The following is a 25,144-nucleotide window of genomic DNA, read 5'->3' on the forward strand; positions in this document are numbered from 1 at the left end:
GATCTCCTCACCACGCGCAGCCCACGCCGTCGCGTAAGTGGAATGCGTGTGCACCACCCCGCCGACCTCGGGCATGTTCCGGTACACATACGCGTGCGCAGCCGTGTCCGACGACGGCGACCGGTCCGCACCCGGAGTCTCCGGAATGACACTGCCATCCAGATCACAGAGAATCATGTTCTCCGGCGCCAGATCCGCATAATCCACCCCGGACGGCTTGATCACAAACAAGTCCGCGCCCGGCACCCGACCCGACACGTTACCGCCGGTCCACACCACCAAGCCATTGGCCGTCAGCTCACCGTGCAGCCGAGCGATATCCGCCCGCACACGCGCGATCGCGACCTCGATCTNTCTGCGGGCCGAAGGTGCTCATGCCGACACCGCGGCAGCTGCAGGGTTGCCGATTCCGGAGGCGTAAGACTCGTCTGCAGCTGCGGCCTGTGCGGCGCGCTGCGCGGTGGACGTGCTCACAGAATCGACTCCCTTGTCTGAGGTGCTACGGGTGAAACTTCAAATGTGAACGGTCACATTGCTGACCTCATGTTAGTCGCATCTGGGAAACATCTGTCAAGTTCGGATTGTCACCTTTGGGTAACAGCCTTGATCAGGGGCCCGACCTGGCGCCAGATGGTGCCGGTCAGAATGCCGGCGGGCCCGTGGACGCCCGCACGACGAGCTCGGGGATGATGGCGCCGCGGCGCTCTGGGGAGACGGCGCTGATGTCGTCGAGCAGCAGCGCCATGCAGCGTCGACCGAGTTCGGGGAAGTCTTGCCGCACCGTCGTGAGCGGCGGCCAGAAATGTGCCGCTTCCGGAATATCATCGAAGCCGACCACGCTGACGTCGCCCGGGATGCTCAGTCCGGCATCCCTGATGGCATGCATCAGGCCGAGCGCCATCTGGTCGTTCGACGAGAAGATGGCGGTGAAATCGCGCACCCGCAACAGCTCGCGGCCGGCGTAGTAGCCGAAGTCGGCGGTCCAGTCGCCCAGGATGGGCGCCGTGGTCGGCACATCCATCGCCCCCATCTCGTCGAGGAAGCCGCGCATGCGGGCCTCGGCCTCGATCCAGTCCTGCGGACCGGCCAGATGGTAGATATTGCGATGACCCAGGTCGATGAGGTGCCGTGTCGCGGCCCGGGCACCGGAGATCTGGTCGAAAGACAGGCCGTGTTCATTCAGCTTCCCGGTGGACTGCAAGGTCACGTATGGCACGGCGATGGAGAGCTGTTCGAGGACGTCGAAGACCCGCATCTGCGGGGCGATGACGACGATTCCCTCCACGGACTGCAGCATCAGGTGGTCAAGGGCGGCCTCGATGGTGTCCGGGTCGACGGAGGTGAGATTGGCGGTGTTGACGTAGTAGCCGGCTTCGCGGGCGGCATCCTGGATGGCGGCGATGCTGCTGGCCGGTCCGTATTGCGAACTCGACGCCGCGAGTACCCCGATGGTGCGCGACGTGCCGCGGGACAGGGCACGGGCCGCCCGGTTGGGGCGGTACTGCAGGTCCTCCATGACCTGCTGCACGCGGGCCTTGGTCGAATCACGGATGCTCGGGTGGTTGTTGAGCACTCTGGAGACCGTCTGGTGCGACACGCCGGCAAGGCGCGCGACATCCCGGATGCTGGGTGCGCGACTCTTGGGCAGATCAGCTGGCACGGGAGGAGGCCTCGTTCGAATGTGCACGGTCACAATTGTGGACGCACCCCAATTATGCACGCGACGCGCCTTGACGAAGTGCACTATGTGACGGTCACATGCCCCAGCAATGGAGCCATGTGACAGTCACAAGGGCACCTTGTCGCGGAAGCGCACTCGACTCAGGCGCTCTCGCGCACCACCAGATCGGTGGGCAGCACGATGGCGGCGGGCCGTTCACCATCGATGACTCGCAGCAGCAAACGCACCATTTCCTCGCTGATCCTCTCGAACGGCTGGTGCATCGTGGTCAGACCCGGAATGGTCATGGTCGCCACTGGGGCGTCGTCGAAGCCGCCGACGGCGACGTCGTCAGGTACCCGGCGGCCGGACGCCAGCAACACGTCGATGGCGCCGGCCGCCATCATGTCATTCGCCGCGAAGACGGCGTCGAGGTCGGGCTGGCTCTCCAGGAGCTCGGTCATCGCCAGCGCCCCACTGGCCCGGCTGTAGTCGCCGCGGGCCACGAAGCTCTGGTCGAAGGCCGCCCCGAGTTCGTCGGCATATCCCTCGAACCGACGCATGCCTCCAGAGGTATCTTCCGGTCCGGCGATGGTCGCGATACGGGAACGGCCGAGCCCGTGCAGATAGCGGACCATTTCCCTGGCCCCCTCGTAGTCGTCCGCGGCGACGTAACCCATCTTCCTCTCAAAGCCCAGCGGCACCCCGCAGGCGATCGCCGGCACGTTCGCGGCGATGATCTCGGAGATCAGGCCGCGCCGGCCGCTGTGCGAGGACACGAGCAGCACCCCGTCGACGTGACCGGCGGTGATGAACTCGGTCGCCCGGCGCTGTTCGTCCTCGTTACCGGCCATGATCAGCACCAGCGAGATGTCGTGTTCGGACAGCGCCTTCGACGCACCGCGCATCAGCACCGCGAAGTTCGGGTCTTCGAAGAGGCGGTCGTGTGATTCGGTGAGCAGGAACGCCACCGAATTCGCCCGGCTGGTGGCGAGGCTGCGGGCGTGCGGGTTGACCCGGTAACCGGTCTTCTTGATCGCGCTGTTGACCGAGGCCAGCGAATCCGGACTCACCCAGTGGCCGCCGTTGAGCACCCTGGACACCGTGCCCCTGGACACGCCGGCAGCGGCGGCCACATCATCGATGGTCGGCCGGCGCTTGGCGGGTGGCGGGGTCACGAGTGAAGCCTAGCGACCGTCAGGCCTTGACCGCACCGGCGGCGAGGTCCACCTTCCAGTAGCGCTGCAGAACGAGGAACAGGATGATCAGGGGGATGATCGACAGCAGCGCGCCGGTGATCACGAGGGTGTACATCGACGGTGCGGATGCGCCCTGGTTGAGCAGGCCGCTCAAGCCGACGGTCACCGGGAACAGTTTGTCGTCGCCGAGCATGATGTAGGGCAGCATGAAGTTGTTCCAGACCGCCACGAACTGGAACAGGAAGATCGTCACCAGTCCCGGGCCCATCATCGGCAGGGCGATGCGGTTGAAGATGTACAGCTCGCCGGCTCCCTCGGTGCGGGAGGCCTCGATGACCTCGGTGGGCACGGAGGCAGCGGCGTAGATGCGGGCCAGGTAGATGCCGTACGGGCTGATGATCTGGGGCAGCAGCACCGACCACATGGTGTTGGTCAGGCCCACCTCGGCCAGCAGGAAGTACTGCGGGATGGCCAGGATGACGCCGGGAACCAGCACTCCCATCAGAAGGATCGAGAAGACGACCTTCTTGCCGGGGAATTCGAACTTGGCCAGCACATAGCCGGAGATCGCCGAGATCCAGGTGGAGGCCAGGGCGCCGACGCCCGCGTAGATCGCGGTGTTGAGCACCCAGCGCCAGAACAGGCCGTCGCGGTACTGGCTGAGCTGCACGATGTTGTCCCACAGGTGGGTGCTCGGCATTAGCGTGAAGGTGGAGAACAGTTCGGAGCTGTCCTTGCTCGACGCCATCAGGACCCAGAAGACCGGGAACAGGCAGTAGATCGCACCGATGATGAGGATGCCGGTGGATACCGGGCTGGCCTTCTGTCGGAAGGTGCGAGCCGAGGCCCGCTCGGCCTTACGCTGGGCGCGGTCGGGCCGGGTGGGCGTGAGTGTGGTTGTCATGGGTCAGTCCTCCTGGCCGAAGGCGCGTTTCTGCACGACGCGCAGGAACAGGAATGAGAAGGCGAAGGTCACCAGGGCGATGACTATCGAGGTGGCGGCGGCGGAGTAGATGTCGTCGCGGGTGAACGCATCCCGGTAGACCAGCATCAGCGGCGACCAACTGGTGGACAGCGAGTTGGTGAGCGGGCGGAGCGTGGTGGGCTCGGCGAACACCTGCAGGGTGGCGACCATCGAGAACAGCGCGGTCATCACGATCGCCGGGGCGATGATGGGGACCTTGATTCGCAGCGCGATCTGGATCTCGCTGGCTCCGTCCAGTTTGGCGGCTTCGTAGATGTCGGACGGTACCGACTTGAGGGAGGTATACATCACGATCATGTTGAATCCCACGCCGCCCCAGAGGGCGATGTTGGCGATCGCGAAGGTGACCCCGCCGGAGGAGAGCAGCGAGGGCACGTCCCAGCCGAGCTTGTCGAAGACGAAGTAGAACGGGCTCACGGCGGGGAGGTAGAGGAAGCCCCAGAGCAGGGAGCTGATCACGGCCGGAACGGCGTACGGCAGGAAGATGGCGGTGCGGGAGAAGCCGGCGGCGCGGGTGCGGCGGGAATCCAGCAGCAGGGCGAAGAGCAGCGCGAGGCCCAGCATCAGTGGGATCAGGATGAAGCCGTAGACCAGCACTCGTCCGACGCTGGCGCCGAATTCGGTGTTCGTGAGGGTCGTGACGTAGTTGTCGATGCCGGCGAAGACCGTGCTGCGAGCGCCGGAGCCGAGACCGAGGCCGGACACCTTGGTCTTCTGGAAGCTCAGGAAGAGCGTGTAGACGATGGGCGCGGCCATGAAGGCCACGAACAGGATGATGCCGGGCGCCAGCATGGCGTAGGGCACGAGCACCCTCGAACGAAAGGTGCCGCGTCCCCGGCGAACCGTCGGGGTGCTGCTCCGGGTGGCCACGGGGGCCTCTGTCACTGTCACGGGTTGTCCTCAATCGACACGATCTGGGGTGGTGATGGATGGTGGAGGGAGTCCGCCGGCCGGTGGGCCGGCGGACTCTCCGGGGCGAGACGCGACGGTACCCGACCGCGTCTATTCGACCGCGTCTATTCGACCGTGAAGCCGCTCTTCTTCATGTCGTCGGTGGTGATCTTCTGCATGGCAGTGACGGCATCGAGGAAGGCGCTCTGGGTTTTGGCGTCGGCCGCCTTCGCGAACTCGTCGTTATAGGCGCTGTAGGCCACGTTCACGTTCGGTCCGTAGGTGAACGGGCTCACGGTGTCGGCCACCTCCGCGGCGACCTCGTAGAAGTCCGGCTGGTTGCTGAAGAACTCCGGCGGGGAGGTCAGCGCGGCCTTGGCCTGTTCGGCGTCGGCGGGGTAGATCCCGGCCGTGGTGACCAGGGCCTGGACGGCTTCGGCGTCGGTGTTCAGCCAGGTGGCGAACTTGGCGGCCTCCTCCGGGTGGTCGGACTGCGTGGTGACGGCCGTTGACGATCCGCCCCAGTTGCCCGTCGCGGGCGCGTCGACATCCCACTGCGGCATCGGCGCGGCCTTCCAGAGGCCGGCGGTGTCTGCAGCGTTGCCGCCGAGCACGCCGGGTGCCCAGACGGCGCTCAGCCAGCCCACCTGTTCGCCGTTGTTCAGGCCGGCGTTCCACTCGGGCGTGTACATGGGCTTGTTGTCGATGACGCCCTCTTCGACGAGGCCGCCCCAGTAACCGGCAACGGTCTCGGTGGGGGTTTCGGCGATGTCGACGCTCCAGGCCTCACCGTCGATGCCCCACCAGGAGGCACCGGCCTGCTGGGCCATGCCCGTGAACCAGCCGGCGTCATTGGACGAGAAGGTGCCCAGGTACTTGGCCGGGTCAGCGGCGTGCACGGCGCGGGCGACGTCGGCGTATTCGTCCCAGGTGGTGGGCACGGCCAGGCCGAGCTGCTCGAGGATGTCGGCCCGGTAGAAGAACATCATCGGTCCGCTGTCCTGGGGGATCGCGTAGATCGCGTCGGATCCGAGCGTGACGGAGTCCCAGACGCCGTCGGCAAAGGCATCCTGGACGTCGCCGGCGCCGTATTCGGACAGGTCGGCGAGAGCGTCGGAGGAGACCAGGGTGGGGATCTTCTGGTACTCGGCCTGGATCAGGTCGGGTGCACCGCTGCCGGCCTTGATGGCCGTGAGCAGTTTGGTGATGGCGGGGTCGCCGCCGTCCTGCTTCTGCACGGTGACCTGGATGTCGGGGTTCTCCGCGTTCCAGATGTCAACGACCTCTTCGAGGTTCGGGGCCCAGGCCCAGTAGTTCAGTTCGACCGGGCCGTCGTCACCCCCGCCCGTGTTTGCCGAACAACCTGACATGAGCAGTGCGGCGGCCGTGGCCATGGCCACTGCCCCTACCCGAATTGACGTGCGCATTCGTCCTCCTTGATGAAAGCTGGGTGCTGTGTGGTGGCGCCCAGCTGTCGTATCGAGAAAACTCGGGCTTGACTGGGAGCGGTACTAGTAATTCACACATTTCTAGCCGTGTCAACATGCGGTCTTGATCTGGATTATGCCAATCCGCTGTGCTAGAACTGGGAGCGCACACAGTTGAAGGAGCCTTAGACCAATGTCGATCCACACCCCATTCCCCGCCAGAGCGCCCGCGACAGACCGGTGGTTGAAGGGCACGACCGGGCTTCGTTACGGTGGCGACTACAACCCGGAGCAGTGGCCCCGCGAGACCTGGCTGGAAGACATCAAGCTGATGAAGCAGGCCGGGATCAACCTGGTCAGCATCGCGATCTTCGCCTGGGGCATCCTGGAGCCACGCGAGGGCGAATACGACTTCAGCAAGCTCGACGACATCTTCGGCCTGCTGCACGAGGCCGGCATCGACATCGACCTCGCCACGCCCACCGCGGCCCCGCCGGCCTGGTTCTGGAAGAAATACCCGGACTCCCGGCCGGTCACCCGGGACGGCATCACCCTGGGCAACGGTTCCCGCGGCATGGTCAGCCCGTCGAGCCCCGACTACCGCCGGGCCGCCGCGGCCATCACCGAGCAGCTCGCCCGCCGGTATGCGAACCACCCCGCCCTTGTGCTCTGGCACGTGCACAACGAGTACGGTGCGCCCATCAGCGACTCCTACGACGACCACTCCGTCGCCGCCTTCAGGGTCTGGCTGCAGAAGCGTTACGGCACCCTTGACACCCTCAATGAGAAGTGGGGCACCACCTTCTGGGGACAGGTGTACGGCGAGTGGGACGAGATCGACGCGCCCCGCCAGTCGGCCTCGGTGAGCAACCAGGCGCAGCGCCTGGACTTCCACCGGTTCACCTCCGACGCGTTGCTCGAGTGCTACATCAACGAGCGCGATGTCATCCGCCGGTTCACCCCGGACATCCCCGTGACCACCAACTTCATGGCCACCAATTGCCTCTCCCCCGACTACTGGAAGTGGGCCAGGGAGGTGGACATCGTCGCCAACGACCACTACCTGGTGGCCGAACGCGCCGACAACCATGTGTTGCTGGCCATGGATGCCGACCTGTCCCGGTCGCTGGCCGGCGGCGCCCCGTGGATCCTGATGGAGCACTCCACCGGCGCCGTCAACTGGCAGCCCCGCAACATCGCCAAGCGTGCCGGCGAGATGGCCCGCAACTCACTCTCCCACCTGGCCCGCGGCGCCGACGGCATCCTGTTCTTCCAGTTCCGGGCCTCCAGGTTCGGCGTTGAGAAGTTCCACTCCGCGATGCTGCCGCACGCCGGAGCCGAGACCCGGGTCTGGCGCGAGGTCGTCGCCCTGGGCGAAACCCTCGGGTCCCTCGAGGCCGTGCGCGGCTCCCGCGTGCAGGCTCGCGTCGCGCTGCTCTGGGACACCGAGTCGTTCTGGGCACAGGACTTCGAATGGCGCCCGAGCGCCGAACTGGGCCACCGCGAACGCCTCGAGGCCTTCTACACGGCGCTGTGGAACCGCAACGTGTCGGTGGACTTCGCGCATCCGCGCGACGACCTCACCGGCTACGACCTCGTTATCGCGCCCAGCCTCTACCTCGCCGGTCCGGCGGCCTCGGAGAACCTCACCGGCTACGTGCGGGACGGCGGCCACCTGGTCGTCTCCTACTTCTCCGGCATCGTCGACGAGAACGACACCGTCTACCCTGGAGCCGCGCCCGGCGCGCTCCGGGAGGTGCTCGGCCTGACCATCCCGGAGTTCCTGCCCCTGCACGAGAACGAGACCGTCACCCTCAGCGATTCCCGCACCGGAACCGCCTGGACCGACGACATCGAGGTCTCCACCGCTGAGGTGCTGGCCCGGTACGTGGACGGCCCGGCCGCCGGCGGACCGGCCCTCACCCGCAACGCGTTCGGTGCGGGGTCGGCCTGGTACATCTCGACCAAGCTGACCGGAACCGACCTGGACTCCCTGCTGCTGGACGTCCTCAACACCGCCGGCATCGAGGCGGCCCGCGGCATCGACGGCGTCGAGACCATCATCCGGTCCACCGACACCGACGAGTTCCTGTTCGTGATCAACCACACGGATGCCGACCAGTCCTGGCCGGCCACCGGAACCGAGTTGCTCACCCAGGCCACGGTCGACGGCACCGTCCTGGTGCCGGCCGGATTCACCCGCGTGGTGCACAGCGTCCGATAGCGGCTAACTGTTCCCCGTGCGGACAACTGTTCCCGGCGCACCGGGCGCACGTGTCCGCACGGGGAACAGTCGCAGGGTCAGGGCAGCCGGGCGAACGCCCGCACCGGGAAGGTGCCGAAGTCCCGCACCCGCGGTGGCACGGCGGTGAATCGGGCTCCCCGGTCGGGGAGCCCGCCGAGCCCGGTGAGGTGCTCGACCACGGGGATCCCCGCGGCCAGCAGAAGTGAGTGCGCCGGCCGCTCCCCGCCGGACTCGGTGTCGTCGATGTTGAGGGAATCGATTCCCACCAGGGTCACGCCGGCGGCCACCAACGCCGCGGCGCCGTCCCCGGTGAGGAACGGCGCACTTCTCGCGTAAGCTGCCGTGCCAAAGTGGCGGTCCCACCCCGTGTGCAGCAGAACGGCGGTTCCACCCAGGTTCAGGCCGTCGAAGACAGCCGCCGGGATCCCTCGCTCCGACGCCTGCTCGCAGCGGAACACGTGTGCGGGCAGGTCGGCGAGAGCCTCGAGCGGCAGCCCGGCCAGGTCGACCCCGCCCTCGTACCGGTGGAACGGGCTGTCGAGGTACGTTCCGGTGTTGCCGATCATCGTGATGGTGTCCATGGCGAACTCGGTGCCCTCCGCGTAACGGCTGCGCGAATCCGCCCTGGTGAGGTGCGGTGTGATCACCGGCGCCGGCAGTCCGGGGTAGGTCACCAGCCCCGCGCTGATCTCGTGGCTGAGGTCGACGAAGCTGGAGGCGGAAGCCGGCATAGGAGTTCTCTCTGATCGGTCACGGGGAGGGGAAAAAGACCTGGTTGGGAGCAAAACCGCTCCCTTGGGTCCAGTGTGCCCGATCCGCGCGGCCCCGCCAATGGCAGAACTGACATGGTTCATCGACTTCCCGCCACCCCGGAGTGACCGCGTGCTGCCACAGCACCACCCGGCGCCGGCCTCAGGCGCTGGGCAGGGCCTGAGCGAGGTCGGCCAGCAGGTCGTCGATGTCTTCGATGCCCACCGACAGGCGCACGATGTTGGTGGCCACTTCGAGCTCGGTGCCGCGCACCGAGGCGTGGGTCATCTCGGACGGGTAGTTCACCAGCGATTCGACGCCGCCGAGCGATTCGGCCAGCTGGAACAGGTGCATCGACTCGGCGAACCGCCGGGCCGCGGTTTCGCCGCCGCGGAACGCCAGGGAGAGCATGCCGCCGAAGGCACTCATCTGGGCCTTGGCCAGCTCGTGGCCGGGGTGGCTTTCCAGGCCCGGGTAGTAGACCTTCTCGATGGCGGGGTGGGTCTGGAGGTACCGGGCGATGGTGAGTGCGTTGCTGCTGTGCCGGTCCATCCGCACCGCGAGGGTCTTGATGCCGCGCACGGTGAGCCAGGCGTCCAGCGGCGCGGACACCGGGCCGGCCGCGAACTGGATGAACTTGACCTTCTCGGCGAGCTCGTCATCGTTGATGACCAGGCCGCCGCCGATGACGTCGGAGTGTCCGCCGAGGTACTTGGTGGTGGAGTGCACGACGACGTCGGCGCCGAGGGCGAGGGGCTGCTGCAGGGCGGGGGACGCGAAGGTGTTGTCCACGACCACGAGCACGCCGTGCCGGTGGCCGATCTCGACGAGGCCGGCGATGTCGCTGATCTTCATCAGCGGGTTGCTCGGCGTCTCCACCCAGAGGATCTTCGTTTCGCCGGGGAGGATCGCGGCCTCGACAGCGGCCAGGTCGCTCATCTCCACCGTCGTGTTGCGCACACCCCAGGCGCCGTGCACTCGGTTGATCAGCCGGTGCGTGCCGCCGTAGACGTCGTTGCCGAGCACCACGTGATCACCCGGAACGAGGACCGAGCGCAGCAGGCTGTCCTCGGCGGCGAGGCCGCTGGCGAACGACAGCCCGTGCCGGCCGCCTTCGAGTGCGGCGAGCATGGTTTCCAGTGACGTGCGGGTGGGGTTGCCGCCGCGGCTGTACTCGTAGCCGCCGCGCAGTCCCCCGATGCCGTCCTGCACGTAGGTGGAGGTCTGGTAGATCGGCGGGATGACGGCGCCCGTGGTCGGGTCGAATTCCTGACCGGCGTGGATGGCGATGGTGTTGAACTTCTGGTTCTCGGACTGGCTCATGGTGTTATCGCTTTCAGACGCTGAGGTAGGTGAGGAGGTCGTGCCGGGTGATCACGCCGAGCGGCTTGCCGCCGTCGGTGACGAGCAGCGCATCGTGTTCGGCGAACGCGGCGCGCGCCGAACCGACGGGCTCGTTCACGCCGATCAGTGGCAGGGCGTCGCCCACGATCGAGCCGACCTTGTCGGTGAGCTGGGCTTCGCCGGAGAACACCCGGCCCATCAGGCTGCGCTCGTCGAGCGCACCCACAACCTCGCCCATCACGACGGGCGGCTTGGCCGTCAGTACGAGCAGCTGTGACACGCTCGCCGAGGTCATGGTCTCGATGGCGTCGCGCACGGTGTCGTTCGGGTGCACATAGACGAACGCCGGAAGGGTGCCGGTCTTGGAGTGCAGCAGGTCGGCGACGGTGTGGCCGGCGGGCGCATTCGAGAAGCCGTAACTCCGCATCCAGCCGTCGTTGAAGATCTTGCCCAGGTAGCCGCGGCCGCCGTCCGGCAGCAGCACGACCACGACGGCGTCGGCGGGCAGGTCCTTCGCGGCCCGCAGCGCCGCGACGACCGCCATGCCGCTGGAGCCGCCGACCAGGATGCCCTCTTCGAGGGCGAGACGGCGGGTCATGGCGAAGGAGTCGGCGTCGGAGACCGCGATGATCTCGTGCGGAACGGCCGGGTCGTACGCGCCAGGCCAGAAGTCCTCGCCGACGCCCTCGACGAGGTAGGGCCGACCGGTGCCGCCGGAGTAGACCGACCCCTCGGGGTCGGCGCCTATGATGCGCACGGCGTCGTTCGACACCTCCCGCAGGTAGCGGCCGGTTCCGGTGATGGTGCCGCCGGTGCCGACGCCGGCGACGAAGTGGGTGACCGTTCCGTCGGTGTCGCGCCAGATCTCCGGGCCGGTGGACTCGTAGTGGCTGAGCGGGCCGTTCGGGTTGGCGTATTGGTTGGGCTTGAAGGCGCCGGGGATCTCGCGGGCGAGGCGGTCCGACACGCTGTAGTACGACTCGGGGTCGTCGGGGGCGACGGATGTCGGTGTCACGACGATCTCGGCGCCGTAGGCGGTGAGAACATTGCGCTTGTCCTCGCCCACCTTGTCCGGCAGCACGAATACGCACTTGTAGCCGCGTTGCTGGGCCACCAGGGCCAGGCCGACGCCGGTGTTACCGGAGGTCGGCTCGACGATGGTGCCGCCCGGCAGCAGTTGCCCGTCACGCTCGGCGGCGTCGATGATGCGGGTCGCGATGCGGTCCTTCGCGGACCCGCCGGGGTTGAGGTATTCGAGCTTGACCAGCACGGTGGCGGACACGCCCTCCGTGACCTTGTGCAGCTTGACCAGCGGCGTGTTGCCGATGAGGTCGAGAATGGTGTCAGCGATTTTCATGATGGGATCCTTACGTCGATCGACGTGTCGCGGGACGATGCAGGCGTGGCCGCTGGCCTGGGTGGGCGGTCCTGGTACCGAGAGTGTGAGTGTGCGGGTCGGCTAGCGAAAGCAGCAACAGGGACACGACGTCAGGGTGATCACTCCTTCACTCTAGTCGCCGCCCGGGAGGCGCGGCCAGCCTGTGAAGCATCTGTGAGATCACAAACCGAGGAAGCCCACGCACCGGTGCATGCGTTCGAATAAGTGCACAGCAAACGAAAGAGGCCCCTCGTGACCCCTGCCCCGCCCACCGGCACATCCGGATCTTCGTCGCCCAAGCCCGGCGTCAAGCAGCAACGGGCGGCGCAGCGCGCCCAGAAGCTCGAGCAGTACCACCGCGATCAAAAACGCAGCGCCCGCAACCGGCGCATCGGCCTGATCAGCGGGATCACCGTGGCCGTCGCGGTCATCGGCCTGCTGATCACCTCGATCGTGCTCACCCCGCAGAGCGCGAGCTACTCCGCCGGTGGCGACGGTGCCGACATCGACGGTGTGGAAACGTTCGAGAACGCCTCGTTGCACGTGGAGACCCCCGTCTCGTACCCGCAGACCCCGCCCGCCGGCGGCGACCACAATCCAACTTGGCTGAACTGCGGCGTCTACACCGAACCAGTGCCGAACGAGAACGCCGTGCACTCCCTCGAGCACGGTGCCCTCTGGGTGACCTACGACCCCGCCATCTCCGATGACGAGCTGGCCACGCTCAAGCAGACGCTCCCGTCTACCTACGTGATCCTCTCGCCGTTCGACGGCCTGCCCGCCCCCATCGTGGTGAGCGGCTGGAACGTGCAACTGCAGGTCGACTCGGCCGACGATGAGCGCATCGCCGCGTTCTTCGAAGAGCACTGGAAGAGCAACAACGTTCCCGAACCCGGCGCGCTCTGCACCGGCGCCTACGATGCCCCCGGAAAGGCGTAGCTCGGCCCGGCGTGCCGCGCTGGTCGTCACGGCCGCGATTGCGGCCGTCGCGATCGGCCTGGTCGGCTTCTCCGTCGGCCGGCTGAGCACCATCGACAATCCCACGCCCACATCGACCAGCGCCGAGGCCGGTTTTGCGCGCGACATGCAGGTGCACCACCTGCAGGGGGTCGAACTGGCCATGATCATCCGCGACCGCACCGAGGCGGCGGATGTGCGCCTGCTCGGCTACGACATCGCCACTACCCAGGCGCAGCAGGCCGGCCAGCTCTACGGCTGGCTCACCGAGTGGGACCTGTCCCAGGCCGGCCCCGAACCCTCGATGACCTGGATGACCCGGCCCGGCCGTTCGGACACCTCTCACGCGCACCCCGAGGGAACCCACATCCCGGGCGCCCCGATGCCCGGGCTCGCCACCGACGAGGAGATCGCCGACCTCACCGCATCGACGGGAGTCGACGCCGAGCGCCGATTTCTCACCCTGATGATCGCCCACCACTTGGGCGCCGTCGAAATGGCCGAGTCGGTGCAAGATCGTGCCAACAACACCTCGGTGCTCGGTTTTGCGAACTCGGTGATCATCTCCCAGGAGGCCGAGATCACCCTCATGGAGTCCATGCTCGCCGACCGCGAGCCGTGACCTCAGCACCAGAAACTCGAGGTTTTCGGGGCTTATCTCACAGTTCGCGAGCCTGCACGGGGGTCTGCTCTGCGTAGAGGGATGCGTAGGTGCCGCCCTCGGCAAGCAACTCCTGGTGGGTGCCGGCCTCGACGACGCGACCGTGGTCGATGACGAAGATCACATCGGCGGTCACAATCGTCGACAAGCGGTGGGCGATGGCGATGGTCGTGCGCCCGCGGGAAGCGGTATCGAGGGCGGCCTGCACCACCCGCTCGGAGATCGCGTCCAGGGCGCTGGTCGCCTCGTCGAGGATCAGCACCTCAGGGTCCTTCAGCAGCACCCGGGCGATGGCCACCCGCTGCTTCTCGCCGCCGGAGAGCCGGTAGCCCCGCTCGCCGACCACGGTGTCATAGCCGTCCGGGAAAGACGCGATGGTGTTGTGGATGTTCGCGGCCCGCGCGGCGATCTCGAGCTCGGCATCCGTGGCCTCGGGTTTGGCGTACCGGAGGTTCTCGGCGATGGTCGCGTGGAAGAGGTAGGTTTCCTGGCTGACGATGCCGATGTGGGAGACCAGCGACTCCTGCTCGAGGTCACGCACGTCGACCCCGGAGAACAGCACCCGGCCGCCCGTCGCCTCGTAGAAGCGCGGGATCAGGTACGACACCGTGGTCTTGCCCGCGCCGCTGGGCCCGACGAAGGCGGCGAACGCGCCGGGTTCGATCGTGAACGAGACCGCGTCGAGGGTCGGCCGGGCGTCGGCGTCGGCATCCGGGTAGGCGAAGGTGACGGTGTCGAACTGCACCCGGCCGGTGACTGCGGGCACCGGGCGGGCTCCGGGAGCGTCGCTGATGGCGGGGGTGAGGTCGAGGTATTGGAAGATGCGCGCGAAGAGTGCGCTGGAGGTCTGCAGGTCCAGGGCCACCCGCATCAGCCCCAGCAAAGGGAAGAGCAGCCGCGCCTGCACCGTGGTGAAGGCCACGACGGTGCCCGCGGTGATGTCGGTGGCGCCGTTCGTGAGGAGGAGGCCGGCGACCAGGTAGACGATGGCCGGGATGCTGGACAAGAAGATGCTGACCATGGCGAAGAACCACTGGCCGCTCATCTGCTGGCTGACCTGCAGGTGCACCTGGTTGTCGTTCTCGTGCGCGTACCGGGCGATCTCGGCCTTTTGCCGGGTGAAGCTCTTGGACAGCAGGATGCCGGACACGCTCAGGGTCTCCTGGGTGATCGCGGTCATGTCGGAGAGGGACTCCTGGGTCTTGCCCGCGATGCGGGCCCGGACCCGGCCCACCCGGCGCTGTGCGAAGACCAGGATCGGCATCAGGATCACGGCCACGATCGTCAGCTGCCAGTTGAGCAGCAGCATTGCCACGAACGCGGCGATCACCGTGACGGCGTTGCCGAGCACACTGGAGACGGTGTTGGTGAGCACGCTCGCCACCCCGCCGACATCGTTCTGCAGCCTGGACTGGATCACGCCGGTCTTGGTGCGGGTGAAGAAGCTCAGCTCCATCGCCTGCAGGTGGGTGAACAGCCGCACCCGCAGTTCACCCATCACCGAGTTGCCCACGGTTGCGGTGAGCCAGGTCTGCCAGACACCCAGCAGCGCGGTGGTGAGATAGGCCGCGATCATCAGCGCCACCAGCACGGTCAGCCGCTGCAGGTCCGGGCCGCCGGAGGGCGGGAACAGACCCTCGTCGAACGCGCGCTGGATCAGCAGCGGCGGAAGCACCGACAGTGCCGCAGAGATTAGCACCAGGATGACGGTGACGGTGAGCTTCCGGGCGTGCGGGGCGAACAGGGCCCTGATGCGGCCGAACAGGTTGGGAATCTCGGGCGCTTCGGCGTTCTGCGCCTTCTGGGCGGCCGGGTCGTCACCGCTGACGCGGTTGCGGCGGCCACGAAACTCTTCAGGGGGACGTCCGCCCGTGCCGTGCGATCCGCTCATGGTCTCACTCTAAGACAGCGGACCGGCCCCGGAAATCCGGGACCGGTCCGTCGCAGCCGAGTCCAGTGCCGGCCCGGCCAGGTGGGGAAGCTAGCCCTTCGTGGAACCGGCCAACAGGCCGCGCACGAAGTAGCGCTGCAGGCTGAAGAAGACGATCAGCGGAACCAGGATCGAGATGAACGCGCCCGCTGTGAGCAGGTGCCAGTCCTGGCCCCGGCTACCGGTGATCTCGGCCAGCAGCTTGGTCATCGGTGCCACCGCGCCATCCGCGAAGATCAGCGCCACGAGCAAGTCGTTCCAGACCCAGAGGAACTGGAAGATGGCGAAGGACGCGATCGCGGGCATGGTCAGCGGCAGCACGATCCGGAAGAAGATCTGCCCGTGACCGGCGCCGTCGACCCGCGCCGCCTCGATGACGTCGGCGGGGATCTCAGACACGAAGTTGTGCAGCAGATAGATGGCCAGCGGCAGAGCGAACATCGTGTGTGCGATCCACACCTGCGAATAGCCGCCGGCGTCACTGATCGAGGAGACCACCGGGAAGCCGAAGATCTCACCCCGTGAGAAGAACTGCAGAAGCGGCACCAGGGCCATCTGCAGCGGAACGATCTGCAGCGCGAAAACCGCGATGAACAGCACGTTCTTGCCACGGAAGTTGATCCACGCGAACGCGTAGGCCGCGAGGCTGGCGATGATCAGGGGCAGAAGCGTGGCCGGCAGGGTGATCGCGATCGAGTTGATGAACGCGCCGGCCAGATTCAGCTGGCTGTTACCGGCCTGGAGCACCTCGCTGTAGTTGTCCAGGGTGAGGCCCCAGTTCGAGAAGAGCGTCCACCATCCGGTGGTGCGCACCTCCTGGGCCGGGCGGAACGAGGAGACGAAGAGACCGAAGGTGGGCACCGTCCAGAGCACGGCGATCACGAGTGCCGCGATCGTGGCGCCCCGGCTGGTCAACCGCTTCTTGGTGCGCTTGGCCGCGGTGAACTCCCCGCGGCGTTCGCCGCGGCGGAGCTGGTTTTTGGTGTTCTTGTCGACGGGGAGCTCCACCGGAAGAATCGCGCTCATCGGATTTCCCTCTGCTTCTGAATCTGGCGGGCGTTGTAGACGACGATCGGAAGGACGAGCAGGAACAGGATCACGGCGAAGGCGGCGGACCGGCCCTGCTCGAAGTTCTTGAACTGCGTGTACATCTCGTTCGCGATGACGCTCGTGTCGTTGGAGCCTGCCGTCATGGTCCGGACGATGTCGAAGACCTTGAGGGAGGCGATGGAGATCGTCGTCAGGACAACGATGAGGGCGCTGCGGATGCCGGGAACCGTGACGTTGGTGAACTTCTGCCACGCGTTGGTGCCGTCGAGTTCAGCGGCCTCCAGCTGCTCGGCCGGCACACCCTTGATGGCCGCGGAGAGCACCACCATGGCGAATCCGGTTTGTACCCAGATCAGCACGACGATCAGGAAGACCGTGTTCCAGGGTGCGACGGCGAGGAAGTCGACGGGGTTGCCGCCGAGCCACACCACGATCTGGTTGAGCAGGCCGATCTGATTCTGGTCGGCCGGACGCGCCGTGTAGATGAAGCGCCAGATGATGGACGCCCCGACGAAGGAGATGGCCATAGGCATGAAGACCATGATCTTGAAGTACTTCTCACCGCGGCTCTTGTCGATGAAGACCGCGTAGGCCAGGCCGGCGATCGTCGATACGAGCGGGGTGATGAGCACCCAGACGATCGTGTTGAGTACGGTGCGGATGGCCTCGGGCTGCGTGAACACCCAGATGAAGTTGTCGAAGCCGATGAACTCGGTTCCCCGCGAGTTCATGAACGCCTGCACCGTGGTCTGGATGGTCGGAATGACGAGGCCGACGATCAGGAGCAGGATGGCCGGCGCGAGAAAGCCGAAGAGTTGGAAGAGGTAGCCGGCGCCGGAGCGCGAGCGGTAGTCGACGATGAAGAAGACCCCACCGAGGACGGCGGCCGCGGCGATGGCCCACCAGTACGATCCGGCAGCGACCAGGATCAGCAGGGGTGCGGCGATGCAGACGGCGAGACGGATGACGGTGTAAACGGTGCCCGTTCGCGGGGCTATTTCGACGAAGAACAGGATCGCGGCCACCAGGGCCACGAACGCGAGAATGATGATGGGGACTTGAACCAGGGGCGGCAAGTCAGCCAGCCAGGCAAGGAATGCCGACATGTGAAACCTCTCGAGTACGACTGCGGACTCACAGTGTTTTGCTGGTGGGGCGGAATACAACCGCCCCGGTACACCAGTAGGGGGTGCGGGTCGCCCTCCTCAGAGGACGACCCGCACGGTTGGGCTGTTAGACGAGCCGGTTGTCGAACCAGACTAGTTGGAGGGCCAGCCGGCTTCGATGCTCGTGAGCACCTCACCCGTCGGGGCTCCATTGATCCAGTTGACCATTCCCTTCCAGAAGGTGCCGGCGCCAACGGAGCCGGGCATCAGGTCGGAGGCGTCAAAGCGGAAAGTGGTTTCCGAGTCCTGAAGGATCTTGATGGCTTCCTGCAGGATCGGGCTCTGCGCGTTGGCCGGGTCGAGACCCGAGTTGGCGCTGATGACCCCGCCGAGGCTGACGCGGCTGTTCGCCCAGTCATCGCTGGAGAGGTACGTCTGCACGGCCTGGGTGTCTGCGTCGTCCGAGAACGCTCCGACAATCTCGCCACCACCGGTGACAGCCTGGCTACCGGCCTCCTGGGCCGGGGTGATGAAGGCCCACACGTCACCGTCGGGACCGACCTCGCCGCCGGCATCCGTGATGAAGCCGTCGAAGAAGGATGCCTGGTGGTGCAGGGCGCAGGTGCCCTCGGCGAGCGGCGTGGCTACGTCACCGAACGCGATGCTGTTGATCGAGCTCACATCGCCGAAGGTGGCGTTGACGTAGGACGGGTTCAGCAGGATCTCGCCGACGGAGTCGAATGCGGATGCAATCGCCGGGTCCGTGAACGGAATCTCGTTGGCAACCCACTTGTCGTAGGTCTCAGCGCCGGCCTCACGCAGAACGAGGTCCTCGACCCAGTCCGTGCCCGGCCAACCGGTTGCGTCACCAGAGCCGAATCCGGCGCACCACGGGGCGGTGCCGGTCTTCTCCTGGATGGTCTTCGTCACGGCGAGGAGCTCGTCCCAGGTCTCGGGAACTTCGACACCCCACTCGGTGAACTTGGCCGGGGAATACCAGACGAAGCCCTTGACGCTGGCCATCAGCGGAGCGCCGTAGAACGTGTCGCCGACGGTGCCGTATGCCTTCCAGTCGGAGGACCAGAACTCGTCGACGTTGTCTTCAACGGACGAGGGGGCCGGCTTGAGGAAGTCGCGACTGGCGAGGTCGGCCATCAGGCCGGGCTGCGGGAAGATCGCGAGGTCTGGAGCGCTGCCACCCTGAGCACGAATGGCAATCTGAGCTTCGAATTCCTTCGACGCCTCGTACTGGATGTCGATGTCGTTCTCTTCTTCCCAAGCCTTCCAGGACTCTTCGAGAAGCTCGGCCTCGGTGTCAGCGATGGTGCCGTAGACGGTGACGACACCGTCACCCTCGGCTCCGGCTTCGGCGCTCGTGCTGCCGGGACCACCGGAACAGCCGGCCAATGTCAGCCCGGCAATCGCGACCATGGCGATGGGTGCTGTGATTCGGCGGTGGAATGACCGCATTCTTCCTCCTCGTTGAGTGGTTGCGGTGCGCCGGGATCCCCCGGACAAACACCAAGGTGCTGCAGGAACTGCTCGTAGTGCTGGAAACGGTTGCACAAGGAACCGGTTCCACACCACAAAGTACGGCACAGATTCGTTCGACACAAGCCCAATATGGTTACAGATTGACAAAGATCGCGCTCTCATGCCAGCGACGCTTCAAACCGGTCACACTTCGGTGTCGAATTTCTGGAACCGATTCCAGCCCGGCCGCCGAGGAGATATGGTGGCCAGAGCGGTTCCAACGACGGGGAGGCTGGCATGAGCGCGATCGCGGATGTAGCACGCATGGCCGGCGTCGCCAAGGCCACGGCCTCCCGGGCGCTCAGCGGCCGGGGCTACGTGTCGGACGAAACGCGTCAGAAGGTGGTCGACGCCGCCGCCCTGATCGGCTACGTCGCCTCGCCCAATGCGGCCAGCCTGGTGACCGGCCGGACAAAGAGCATCGGCGTGATCATTCCGTTCATCAGCCGCTGGTTTTTCTCCGAGATCCTGGAGAGCCTCGAGCAGTCCCTGCTCGCCGAGGGCTACGACATGACGCTCTACAACCTCCCCGCACATTCGGCCGAACGGGAGCGGGTCTTCGATTTCTTCCTCGCCCGCAAGCGGTTCGACGGTGTCATCTCCGTGGGCGTCGAGCTCAGCGATGCCGAGGTGGAGCTCCTGCACCGGCTGGGCCGTCCTCTGGTGGGCATCGGCGGTGAGATCCCCGGCGTGCATACCATCGCGATCGACGACATCGCGGCCGCGCGCCTGGCCACCGAACACCTGATCAGCCTCGGGCACACCGACATCCGTCATGTCGGCGGTGATCAGGTGGACCAGATGGACTTTGCCGTGCACACCAAACGGCTCACCGGTTTCAACACGGCCATGCACGCCGCCGGCCTGTCCAGGGATGGCCGCTTCGCCCCCTGCGCCTTCACGGTTCCCGGGGGGTACGAGACCGGTCTGGCGCTGTTCGGTAATCCGCACCGGCGGCCGACGGCGGTCTTCGCGGCGAGCGACGAGATCGCGTTCGGCCTCATCGTCGCGGCCAGGGAGCTCGGCATCCTGATCCCGTCCGAGCTCTCGGTGATCGGCATCGACGGCCATCCGTATGCCGAGATGTTCCGGCTCACCACCATCGAACAGCACCCGCGCAACCAGGCCAGGATGGCCGTTGAGTCCCTGCTGGGTGCGCTCGAGCAGCCGTCGGCGCCGGTCACACCCGGTCTCACCAGGGCGCCGACCAACCTGGTCATGCGCTCCAGCACCAGCGCACCCCGGTGACCCGGCTCCGCAACTGTTGCCCGTGCGCAACAGTTGGGGTGGTCGCCCCAGACCGTCAGCGGCGCGGGTTAGCCTCGAGGGGATGATTTCCGACCCTTCAGACGACGCCACCGCCGGCACGGACCGGGATGCCACCCCCCGGGCATCCACCCGGTACGCACCCCGGCGCCCGTTCGACCTGGCGGCCACCATGGCCCCGCACAGTCGCGGTCGCGGCGACCCCACCGCCCGCGCCGATGCCGCCGGGCTCTGGCGCACCCAACGCACCCCGCTCGGACCGGCGACCCTGTTGCTCCGGCAGGCCGCCGACGGCGGCGTCGACGCCAAGGCCTGGGGACCGGGCGCCGAGTGGTGCATCGCCCAGGTACCCGCCCTGCTGGGCGACGGCGACGACTGGACCGGACTCGACCTCGGCGGCCACGGTGTTCTTGCCGAGGTCCGCCGCCGTAACCCCGGCGTCTGGCTGGGCAGCTCCGGGCTGGTCTTCGAGGCGCTGATCCCGGCAATCATCGAACAGAAGGTCACCACTCTCGAGGCCCACCGGGCCTGGTACCGGCTCATCCGCCAGCACGGCGAGGCGGCCCCGGGCCCCGCACCAGCGGGGATGATGGTCTCCCCCGGACCGGAACGCTGGCGCCTGGTGCCGTCGTGGGACTGGCACCGGGCCGGCGTCGATCCGCGCCGCTCACGCACGGCCGTTTCTGTTGCGGCCGTGGCGGCATCCCTCGACCGGCCCGTCGACGCCGTCACGGCCTCACGACGGCTGCAGTCCCTGCCCGGCGTCGGCCGCTGGACCGCCGCGGAGGTGACTCAGCGCTCGCACGGTGACCCCGATTCGGTGAGCGTGGGCGACTACCATCTGGCCGCCCAGGTGGGCTGGGCCCTGACCGGATCCCCCGTCGACGACGACGGCATGCTCGAACTGCTCGATCCCTTCGCGGGACACCGCCAGCGTGTGGTGCGCCTCATCCTGGGCAGCGGCTACCGCGCCCCGCGCCGCGGCCCGCGCATGACCATCCAGGACCACCGCTCGCACTAACCGGGCCGGCCGCACACGCTGAATGGGCGGTCACCGGGGCTCGGAGGCCGGGCGGGGCGCCGCCGCCATCCGGTCCGGCGGCGTTACGCGGTGCGGTGCGGCCATCCGCTCGCCGACCTCGACCCTGTCGCGCAGGATGGCGACGGCGCGTTCGAGGGTGCCGACATCGTCGATGGGCAAGTCGGCGAAGTAGGGCAGCAGGGCGGCGACCAGCTCGGTCCGCCAGGCGATCAGAGCCGCGACACCCGCCGGGGTGCTGGCGATGAGGCTGGCCCTGGCATCGTCGGGGTCGCCGGCGCGTTCGACCCAGCCTCGGTCGACGAGGCTGCCCACCAGCTTGGTGGCGGTGGGCTGCGAGACCCGGCTGCGCTCGGCCAGGTCGCCCAGGCGGATCGGGCCGCTGGAGAGCAGCACGCTGAGGGTGCGCCACAGAGCGGGCGATTCCGTGCCGCGCGCTGCGCGGGCCGCGACGCGGGTGAGCCGGTGGTTGACGGACACGAGGTCCCCGAGGATGTCAGGAAGTGCTGCGGGCATCCCCCCACCATATACAGACCGAATCGCCCGCGACCCGTGAGAAAAGCCCCAGAAACTCGAGAGTTTTGGTGCTTTTCTCACAGTTCGCGGGTTAACGGCAGCGGGCGCCGCATCCAATGGATGCGACGCCCGTGCGAGCAACTAACCCCTTGCGGGGCGAGATTACTTGAGGGTGACGGTGGCGCCAGCGGCCTCGAGGGAAGCCTTTGCCTTCTCGGCAGCTTCCTTCGCAACGCCCTCGAGGACGGCCTTCGGCGCGCCATCGACAACGGCCTTGGCCTCGCCGAGGCCCAGGCTGGTGAGCTCGCGCACAACCTTGATGACCTGGATCTTCTTGTCGCCAACGGCGTCGAGGATGACGTCGAACGCGCTCTGCTCTTCGACCTCTTCGGCAGCGGCGGCGGGGCCAGCGGCTCCGGCGACGGCGACGGGTGCAGCCGCGGTGACCTCGAAGGTCTCCTCGAATGCCTTGACGAACTCGGAGAGCTCGATGAGGGTGAGGCCCTTGAACTGCTCGAGCAGCTCTTCAGTGGAAAGCTTTGCCATGATTTTTCTCCTATTAGTTTCTTAGTTACTCACCGCGGTACAGGCAGATGCCTAGTTCGCGGACTCCTGCTTTTCACGCAGCGCTTCGATGGTGCGAACAGCCTTCGACAGCGGTGCGTTGAACAGATATGCGGCTCCGAACAGCGAGGCCTTGAAGGCGCCGGCAAGCTTGCCGAGCAGAACTTCACGGGACTCGAGGTCGGCGAGCTTGCCTACCTCTGCGGCGGTCAGGGGGTTACCGTCGAAGTAACCGCCCTTGACAACCAGGAGAGGGTTTGCCTTGGTAAAGGCACGCAGCTTCTTCGCGACGGCGACAGGGTCACCGTGTACGAAAGCGATAGCGGACGGACCAACGAGCTCCTCGTCGAAAGACGTGATGCCGGCGTTGTTGGCCGCGATCTTGGTGAGCGTGTTCTTTACCACGGCGTACGTGGCGTCCTCACTGATGGACGTGCGCAGCTCCTTGAGCTTCGCAACAGTGAGTCCGCGGTACTCGGTGAGCAGAACGGCGGTCGAGCTCTGGAATTTCTCCTGCAGCTCGGCGACCGTTGCTTCCTTGTTCGCCATGGCGCTCCTCTAAATATTCATGTGCCGGTAGCCCGGGGCGCAGACATGAAAAAAGCTCCAGCGCAAGCGCCGGAGCTGAGGCCAGTTTGACTGGCTAACTTCGAACACCTGCGCGGGCCGTTCACGTGAATGAACCTTCGATCGCTTTTCCATTTCTGGGCAGCGACAACCGGCGGTCTTTGGCTGTTCCCCACCATACGGGATCCCCCTGGCGGTGCGCAAATCGGGCCAGCACCCCACCCGGCTTCGCAAACTAGTTGACAAAGGTCCACTATGTATTTATAGTTGACATCTGTCAATTATCTAGCTGGAGATTCATGTCACGCCGTTCTCGCACCACCACTCCCCCGAACCGGGCAATCACGGCCGACGGTTCCATGACCAAGCGCCAGGTCCTCGAGGCCCTGTCCGGCCTGCTGCTGGGCATGTTCGTGTCGATCCTCGCCGGAACCGTGGTCAGCACCTCGCTGCCGATCATCATCTCCGACCTGAAGGGTGACCAGTCCGCATACACCTGGGTCATCACCGCCACCCTGCTCGCCACCACGGTGTCCACGCCCATCTGGGGCAAGTTCGCCGACCTCTTCAACCGCAAGTTGCTCATCCAGCTGGCCCTGGCCACCTTTGTGATCGGCTCGGCACTGGCCGGCTTCTCGCAGGACACCGGAACCCTCATCGGCTTCCGCGTGCTGCAGGGCCTCGGCGCCGGCGGTCTCGCCGCGCTCAGCCAGATCATCATGGCCGACATCATCAGCCCCCGGGACCGCGGCAAGTACGCCGGCCTGTTCGGCGGCGTCATGGCCCTCGGCACCGTCGGCGGCCCGCTGCTCGGCGGCGTGGTGACGGATGCCTTCGGCTGGCGCTGGAACTTCTTCATCGCCCTGCCCGTCGCCATCGTGGCCATCGTGCTCCTGCAGCGCACCCTGCACCTGCCCCCGCGGGTCAAGCGCGTGGTGAAGATCGACTACCTCGGTGCCGTGCTGATCGCCGGCGGCGTCTCGCTGCTGATGATCTGGGTCACCCTGGCCGGCAACAACTTCGAGTGGACATCCGTCACCTCCTTCGTCATGGTCGCCGCCGCCGCGCTGCTGCTCATCGCCGCCGTGATCGTCGAGTTCAAGGTGCCGGAGCCGATCATCCCGCTGACGCTGTTCAAGAACCGCACCTTCACCCTCGCCACCGTCGCCAGCATCTCGGTGGGCGTGTCGATGTTCGGCACCTCCGTCTTCCTCAGCCAGTACATGCAGCTGGCCCGCGGGGCCACGCCCACCCAGTCCGGCCTGCTCACCATCCCGATGATGGGCGGCCTGCTCATCTCGTCCACGCTGTTCGGCACCCTGATCAGCCGCACCGGCAAGTGGAAGGCCGTCATGGTCTCTGGTTCGGTCCTCGTCGTCGCCGGGCTCCTGCTGCTCGGCAGCCTGCAGTACGACACCAACCTGATCCTGGTCGGTATCTTCATGTTCGTGCTCGGCGCGGGCCTGGGCATGGTCATGCAGAACCTGGTCCTGGTCGTTCAGAACTCGATCGACGTCACCAACCTGGGTGTGGCCACCAGCGCTGTCACGTTCTTCCGCAGCCTCGGCGGCACCATCGGTGTCTCGGTTCTCGGCTCGGTGCTCGGCACCGTCGTGGCCCAGAACATCAAGGACGGCATCGGCACCCTCGCGCCGGCCGACCAGGCCATCGCGGTGAAGACGCTGGGCTCCGGCGTCATCCCGCACGTCAACACCCTGCCTGACGCCATCCGCGTCGTCGTCGAGTCGGCCTACGGCACCGGCGTCGGCACGGTCTTCCTGCTCGGAGTGCCGCTCGCCGTGATCACCCTGGTGATGGTCGCGCTGATGCCCAACGCGTCGCTCGGTACCCAGACCGCCATCGCCCTGACCAAGGCCCAGGCGACGAAGAAGGCACCCGAAAACCTCGAGGACAACGACCTGCGCGAACTCGAAGACGCCGAGGACATGCTGATCGAAGTGGGCGCTGCCGCCGCCGGCCTCACCCCGGTGGGCCTGGCCCACCCGACCGGCTCGATCCGCGTGCAGCCCGGCACCGACCCGTCGGAAAACCCGAGCACCGGTCGCTAGTGTGATG

22 protein-coding genes are annotated in these 25,144 nt (G+C 66.7%); 6 read left to right on the forward strand and 16 right to left on the reverse strand.

The window, feature by feature from the left end; translation table 11 throughout:
- From E3O57_RS16460 to E3O57_RS16485, 6 genes are all read right to left on the reverse strand, one after another.
- Window positions 1-351 (reverse strand): class II aldolase/adducin family protein (locus E3O57_RS16460; protein WP_174776356.1); only part of this gene is annotated, 351 nt, incomplete at its 3' end.
- Between the two features lie 289 nt (window positions 352-640).
- Window positions 641-1,660, reverse strand: a complete 1,020-nt coding sequence (locus tag E3O57_RS16465) for a LacI family DNA-binding transcriptional regulator (protein WP_103460502.1) — start codon at window positions 1,658-1,660, stop codon at window positions 641-643.
- A 161-nt stretch (window positions 1,661-1,821) separates the two neighbouring features.
- On the reverse strand, window positions 1,822-2,838 hold the full coding sequence (locus tag E3O57_RS16470) for a LacI family DNA-binding transcriptional regulator (RefSeq protein WP_103460503.1): 1,017 nt from the start codon (window positions 2,836-2,838) through the stop codon (window positions 1,822-1,824).
- 19 nt (window positions 2,839-2,857) lie between these two features.
- Window positions 2,858-3,763: a carbohydrate ABC transporter permease gene (locus tag E3O57_RS16475; protein ID WP_088455055.1), complete on the reverse strand. Its 906-nt coding sequence runs from the start codon at window positions 3,761-3,763 to the stop codon at window positions 2,858-2,860.
- 3 nt (window positions 3,764-3,766) lie between these two features.
- Complete coding sequence (locus E3O57_RS16480; RefSeq protein WP_088457822.1) at window positions 3,767-4,636, reverse strand: carbohydrate ABC transporter permease; 870 nt, start codon at window positions 4,634-4,636, stop codon at window positions 3,767-3,769.
- Window positions 4,637-4,860: 224 nt separating this feature from the next.
- Window positions 4,861-6,162, reverse strand: coding sequence for an ABC transporter substrate-binding protein (locus E3O57_RS16485; protein WP_103460504.1), 1,302 nt, complete (start codon window positions 6,160-6,162; stop codon window positions 4,861-4,863).
- 193 nt (window positions 6,163-6,355) lie between these two features.
- On the opposite strand from E3O57_RS16485, the gene E3O57_RS16490 reads away from it, so the two are divergent.
- Window positions 6,356-8,386, forward strand: a complete 2,031-nt coding sequence (locus E3O57_RS16490) for a beta-galactosidase (RefSeq protein ID WP_103478458.1) — start codon at window positions 6,356-6,358, stop codon at window positions 8,384-8,386.
- Window positions 8,387-8,463: 77 nt separating this feature from the next.
- Here the strand turns inward: E3O57_RS16490 and E3O57_RS16495 are convergent, their stop codons facing one another.
- From E3O57_RS16495 to E3O57_RS16505, 3 genes are all read right to left on the reverse strand, one after another.
- A complete protein-coding gene (locus tag E3O57_RS16495) occupies window positions 8,464-9,138 on the reverse strand; it encodes a cyclase family protein (protein ID WP_241990471.1) in 675 nt (224 codons plus the stop codon).
- A gap of 181 nt (window positions 9,139-9,319) precedes the next feature.
- Window positions 9,320-10,480, reverse strand: a complete 1,161-nt coding sequence (locus E3O57_RS16500; protein WP_103478460.1) for a cystathionine gamma-synthase — start codon at window positions 10,478-10,480, stop codon at window positions 9,320-9,322.
- Window positions 10,481-10,493: 13 nt separating this feature from the next.
- On the reverse strand, window positions 10,494-11,858 hold the full coding sequence (locus E3O57_RS16505) for a cystathionine beta-synthase (RefSeq protein WP_103460508.1): 1,365 nt from the start codon (window positions 11,856-11,858) through the stop codon (window positions 10,494-10,496).
- A 273-nt stretch (window positions 11,859-12,131) separates the two neighbouring features.
- Between E3O57_RS16505 and E3O57_RS16510 the strand changes: the two genes are divergently transcribed.
- Window positions 12,132-12,818, forward strand: coding sequence for a DUF3105 domain-containing protein (locus E3O57_RS16510; RefSeq protein ID WP_103478461.1), 687 nt, complete (start codon window positions 12,132-12,134; stop codon window positions 12,816-12,818).
- Window positions 12,799-13,458, forward strand: coding sequence for a DUF305 domain-containing protein (locus tag E3O57_RS16515; protein ID WP_165787841.1), 660 nt, complete (start codon window positions 12,799-12,801; stop codon window positions 13,456-13,458). Before E3O57_RS16510 ends, E3O57_RS16515 begins: the two co-directional genes overlap by 20 nt.
- Window positions 13,459-13,495: 37 nt before the next feature.
- Here the strand turns inward: E3O57_RS16515 and E3O57_RS16520 are convergent, their stop codons facing one another.
- The 4 genes from E3O57_RS16520 to E3O57_RS16535 form a co-directional block, all read right to left on the reverse strand.
- Window positions 13,496-15,388 carry an ABC transporter ATP-binding protein gene (locus tag E3O57_RS16520; RefSeq protein WP_103460511.1) on the reverse strand — a complete coding sequence of 631 codons (1,893 nt, stop codon included), beginning with the start codon at window positions 15,386-15,388 and terminating at the stop codon, window positions 13,496-13,498.
- Window positions 15,389-15,478: 90 nt separating this feature from the next.
- Complete coding sequence (locus E3O57_RS16525; protein WP_088455046.1) at window positions 15,479-16,453, reverse strand: carbohydrate ABC transporter permease; 975 nt, start codon at window positions 16,451-16,453, stop codon at window positions 15,479-15,481.
- Window positions 16,450-17,583: a carbohydrate ABC transporter permease gene (locus E3O57_RS16530; protein WP_103460512.1), complete on the reverse strand. Its 1,134-nt coding sequence runs from the start codon at window positions 17,581-17,583 to the stop codon at window positions 16,450-16,452. Before E3O57_RS16530 ends, E3O57_RS16525 begins: the two co-directional genes overlap by 4 nt.
- Before the next feature lie 153 nt (window positions 17,584-17,736).
- Window positions 17,737-19,053: an ABC transporter substrate-binding protein gene (locus E3O57_RS16535; protein WP_103460513.1), complete on the reverse strand. Its 1,317-nt coding sequence runs from the start codon at window positions 19,051-19,053 to the stop codon at window positions 17,737-17,739.
- A 300-nt stretch (window positions 19,054-19,353) separates the two neighbouring features.
- On the opposite strand from E3O57_RS16535, the gene E3O57_RS16540 reads away from it, so the two are divergent.
- The gene (locus E3O57_RS16540; RefSeq protein WP_103460514.1) at window positions 19,354-20,364 is read left to right on the forward strand and encodes a LacI family DNA-binding transcriptional regulator; all 1,011 of its coding nucleotides are present in this window, start codon (window positions 19,354-19,356) and stop codon (window positions 20,362-20,364) included.
- An 82-nt stretch (window positions 20,365-20,446) separates the two neighbouring features.
- Window positions 20,447-21,403 carry a DNA-3-methyladenine glycosylase gene (locus E3O57_RS16545; RefSeq protein ID WP_103478463.1) on the forward strand — a complete coding sequence of 319 codons (957 nt, stop codon included), beginning with the start codon at window positions 20,447-20,449 and terminating at the stop codon, window positions 21,401-21,403.
- A gap of 30 nt (window positions 21,404-21,433) precedes the next feature.
- Here the strand turns inward: E3O57_RS16545 and E3O57_RS16550 are convergent, their stop codons facing one another.
- From E3O57_RS16550 to rplJ, 3 genes are all read right to left on the reverse strand, one after another.
- A complete protein-coding gene (locus tag E3O57_RS16550) occupies window positions 21,434-21,937 on the reverse strand; it encodes a MarR family winged helix-turn-helix transcriptional regulator (RefSeq protein WP_103460516.1) in 504 nt (167 codons plus the stop codon).
- Between the two features lie 162 nt (window positions 21,938-22,099).
- Complete coding sequence (gene rplL, locus E3O57_RS16555; protein ID WP_066592329.1) at window positions 22,100-22,483, reverse strand: 50S ribosomal protein L7/L12; 384 nt, start codon at window positions 22,481-22,483, stop codon at window positions 22,100-22,102.
- Window positions 22,484-22,534: 51 nt separating this feature from the next.
- Window positions 22,535-23,050, reverse strand: coding sequence for a 50S ribosomal protein L10 (gene rplJ / locus E3O57_RS16560; protein ID WP_088455040.1), 516 nt, complete (start codon window positions 23,048-23,050; stop codon window positions 22,535-22,537).
- A gap of 317 nt (window positions 23,051-23,367) precedes the next feature.
- Between rplJ and E3O57_RS16565 the strand changes: the two genes are divergently transcribed.
- Entirely contained in the window at window positions 23,368-25,137 is a 1,770-nt protein-coding gene (locus tag E3O57_RS16565; protein ID WP_370290191.1) for an MDR family MFS transporter, read from the forward strand.
- Window positions 25,138-25,144: the final 7 nt, after the last annotated feature.

This window comes from Cryobacterium sp. TMN-39-2, assembly GCF_004402745.1.
In the GTDB taxonomy this organism is placed as follows: domain Bacteria; phylum Actinomycetota; class Actinomycetes; order Actinomycetales; family Microbacteriaceae; genus Cryobacterium; species Cryobacterium zongtaii.